This is a genomic window from Trebonia sp., assembly GCF_030042015.1.
In the GTDB taxonomy this organism is placed as follows: domain Bacteria; phylum Actinomycetota; class Actinomycetes; order Streptosporangiales; family Streptosporangiaceae; genus Trebonia.
The window spans coordinates 1-3,292 of the sequence record NZ_JASIAL010000545.1 but is presented as its reverse complement, the minus strand read 5'-3'; the positions used below and the strand labels follow the sequence as shown (position 1 = coordinate 3,292).

The 3,292-nt window shown below is 73.2% G+C and carries 4 protein-coding genes and 2 pseudogenes; 2 read left to right on the top strand and 4 right to left on the bottom strand.

What is annotated here, in order from left to right:
• Positions 1–412: pseudogene (locus Q1N79_RS29020) on the top strand (AfsR family transcriptional regulator); the annotation flags it as partial.
• Here the strand turns inward: Q1N79_RS29020 and Q1N79_RS29015 are convergent.
• The 4 genes and pseudogenes from Q1N79_RS29015 to Q1N79_RS29000 form a co-directional block, all read right to left on the bottom strand.
• Positions 393–1,199, bottom strand: a complete 807-nt coding sequence (locus tag Q1N79_RS29015; protein WP_300614289.1) for an ABC transporter permease — start codon at positions 1,197–1,199, stop codon at positions 393–395. The pseudogene Q1N79_RS29020 and the gene Q1N79_RS29015 sit on opposite strands and share 20 nt — an antisense overlap.
• A 77-nt stretch (positions 1,200–1,276) precedes the next feature.
• Positions 1,277–1,960 (bottom strand): annotated as a pseudogene (locus tag Q1N79_RS29010) (ATP-binding cassette domain-containing protein); the annotation flags it as partial.
• A 121-nt stretch (positions 1,961–2,081) separates the two neighbouring features.
• A complete protein-coding gene (locus Q1N79_RS29005) occupies positions 2,082–2,846 on the bottom strand; it encodes a 3-oxoacyl-ACP reductase (RefSeq protein ID WP_300614288.1) in 765 nt (254 codons plus the stop codon).
• A gap of 11 nt (positions 2,847–2,857) precedes the next feature.
• Positions 2,858–2,980, bottom strand: a complete 123-nt coding sequence (locus Q1N79_RS29000; protein ID WP_300614286.1) for a hypothetical protein — start codon at positions 2,978–2,980, stop codon at positions 2,858–2,860.
• A 126-nt stretch (positions 2,981–3,106) separates the two neighbouring features.
• Between Q1N79_RS29000 and Q1N79_RS28995 the strand changes: the two genes are divergently transcribed.
• The coding region (locus tag Q1N79_RS28995; protein ID WP_300614285.1) for a hypothetical protein at positions 3,107–3,292 on the top strand (186 nt) is incomplete at its 3' end.

Here is a 3,292-nt window from a genome sequence, read left to right as displayed (position 1 = left end):
CGCCGCCGAGATTGCCGCGCTGCCGGGTCTGGCGGCGCAGCTGCGCGCCCTGACCGACACGGCGCTCGGCTACCTGGCGGGCGCGGACGGCGACCTGGGCGCCGCCCGCGCCTACCACGAGAGCGCGCTGCGCGCCGCGCTGCCCACCAGGGATTCCCCCGTGGTCGCGGCGACGGTGGCCGGGCTCGCCGATGTCTGCCTGCGCGAAGGCGACGCCGCCAGGGCCGCCATGCTGCTGGCAGCGAGCGAGGGCGTGCGAGGCGGCCCGGACCGTTCGGCGCCCGATGAGGAGCGGGTGGCCGCGGCGGCGCGCCTGGCGCTGACCGCGGCGGAGTACGGCGCGGCCTGCCAGCGTGGCCGGCGGGTCAGCCTGGCCACGCTGGACCAGGTGCTCACACCGCCCGGCGCCTGAACGCCCGGACCGCGAGCGGCGCGAACACCACGACGAACCCGGCCGCGTACAGCAGCGACTCCACCGCCGGGCGGGCCACCGGGCCGGACACCAGGAGCCCGCGCGCCGCCTCGGCGAGCAGCGTCACCGGGTTGGCCCTGGAGAACGCCTGCAGCCAGCCCGGCATCGTGGCCGTGGGCACGAACGCGCCGCTGGTGAACGTGAGCGGGAACAGCACGACGAAGCCGAAGATCTGCACCTTCTCCGGGTTCGCCACGAGCATGCCGATCCACACCAGGGCCCAGGCGAAGGCCAGCGTGCAGACCAGGACCAGGCAGGCGGCGGCGAGCACCGCCAGCGGGCCGTTGCCTGCCCGGAACCCCATGATGGTCCCGACCGCGTACAGCAGCGCGATGGCCCAGGCTTGCTTGGCGACGTCGGCGAGGATCCGGCCGGCCAGCGGCGCGAACTTCGCGATCGGCAGCGCGCGCAGCCGGCTTGAGAACCCCTTGTCCAGGTCGGTCGACAGGCCGGTCGCGGTGTTCAGCGTGGTGAACAGCGAGTTCTGCACGATGATGCCCGCCAGCACGTACTGCAGGTAGCCGTGCGGCGAGCCGCTGATCGCGCCGCCGAACACGTAGACGAACAGCAGCAGGAACATCATCGGCTGGACGGAAAAGTCCATCAGCTCGAACGGGTTGTGCTTGATCTGCACGAGCGTGCGCCAGGCGAGCGAGCAGGTCTGCTCGATGGCGCGCAGCGGGCCGACCCGTGCCGGCAGCGGCCCCACATCAGTCAGCGTGCTCATGCCAGGCTCCCTTCCAGGTCGTCGCTTGTCCTGGTGTCATGGCCGGTCAGCGACAGGAACACCGCGTCGAGGGTGGCGGCGCCCGTGCTTGCCTTGAGCTCGTCGGATGTGCCCGCGGCGATCACCCGGCCGTGGTCGACCACCGCGATGTGGTCGGCGAGCTGATCGGCCTCCTCCAGGTACTGCGTGGTCAGCAGCACGGTGACGCCGTCGCTGGTGAGGTCGCGGACGACGGCCCACATCTCGCCCCGGCTGCGGGGGTCCAGGCCGGTGGTGGGCTCGTCGAGGAACAGCACCCGCGGCCGGGCGACCAGGCTGGCGGCCAGGTCCAGGCGCCTGCGCATGCCGCCTGAGTAGGTCTTCACCGCCCGGCGGGCCGCGTCTTCCAGGCGGAACTGCGCGAGCAGCGCCGCCGCGCGCTGCTTCGCCGCCTGCCGCGGCAGGCCGGTCAGCCGGCCGATGAGGATGAGGTTCTCCGCGCCGGTGAGCGTCTCGTCCACCGAGGCGTACTGCCCGGTGAGCCCGATGAGCTGGCGGACCTGGTGCGCCTGCGTGGTCACGTCGTAGCCGCCCACCGTGGCGCGCCCGGCGTCGGGGCGCAGCAGCGTGGCCAGCATGTGGACCGTGGTGGTCTTGCCCGCGCCGTTGGGGCCGAGCAGGCCGAAGACCGTGCCCGCGGGGATGGCCAGGTCGACGCCGTCGACCGCGGTCAGCGTGCCGAAGCGCTTGGTCAGGCCTTCGGCGGTTATCGCGTTTGTCATGCGTCCACGGTGCCGCCGCGCGCTGACGCGCCGCCGAGATCACGCTGACGGCGCTGACCCGCCGCTGACACCGCGCTGACAGCACGAACCGCGCCAGGGGCCTAGCGTGACGGCCGCGACCTCACAGCGGCGTCACGTACGCGCCGGAGATCCCGCCGTCGACGAGGAACGTCGCCGCGGTGATGAACGAGGCGTCGTCGCTGGCGAGGAACGCCACGGCCGCCGCGATCTCGGACGCCTCGGCGAAGCGCCCGAGCGGCACGTGCACCAGGCGCCGGGCCGCGCGCTCGGGGTCGGCGGCGAACAGTCCGGCGAGCAGCGGCGTGCTGACCGGCCCGGGGCACAGCGCGTTGACCCGGATGCCCTCCCGGGCGAACTGCACGCCGAGCTCCCGCGACAGGGCGAGCACGCCGCCCTTGGACGCGGTGTAGGAGATCTGCGAGGTCGCCGACCCCATGAGGGCGACGAACGACGCCGTGTTGATGATCGACCCCTTGCCGTGGCGCCGCATGTACGGGATCGCCTCCCGGCAGCACAGGTACACCGACGTCAGGTTCACCTCCTGTACCCGGCGCCACGCGTCAAGCTCGGTGGACAGGATCGAGTCGTCCTCGGGCGGGGAGATCCCCGCGTTGTTGAAGGCGATGTCGACGGACCCGTAGGTGTCATAGGCGACCGCGAAGACACGGGCCACATCCGCGGGAACGCTCACGTCGGCCTCGACGAAGACCCCGCCGGCCGCCTCCGCCGCCTTGTCGCCCGCCGCCACGTCGATGTCGACCGCGACCACGTTGGCACCCTCGCCGGCGAACCGCTGCACGGTCGCCAGCCCGATCCCGCTGCCCGCGCCGGTGACGACCGCCGTCCGTCCCTCAAGCCTGTCCACGCCCGTTCCCCCTAGATCCGCTCGAAGTGCCTGCGCAGCTCCCAGTCCGTCACCGCGCCGCCGTAGGCGGCAAGCTCCACCCGCGCCATCGTCGCAGTGGTCGACCACGTCTGGCGAGGCGGCCTCCCGCTCACGCGGACAAATTCATCACGAGCACGGGGCAGCGCGCGTCACGATCAACACCCGCTGGCGCGCACCCGGCCTGACCGGCCGCGCGGCGGTACGGGTAGATTCGACCAGGGACTGAGAGGAGACAGCGCGTGGCCATCGCCGCAATGGTGCTCTGGATGTGCACCGCCGCCGCCGGCGCCTACCTGCTCGCCACGGGCATCCGGGCCAGGGACGCAGAGCAGCCGGCAGCCGGACCCGCCGCGGAGACCGTGCCCGGCTTGGCTGCCGTCGCCGCCGAGCCGCTGGCTGCCGCCGCGCCCCAGGCCGGCGCCACG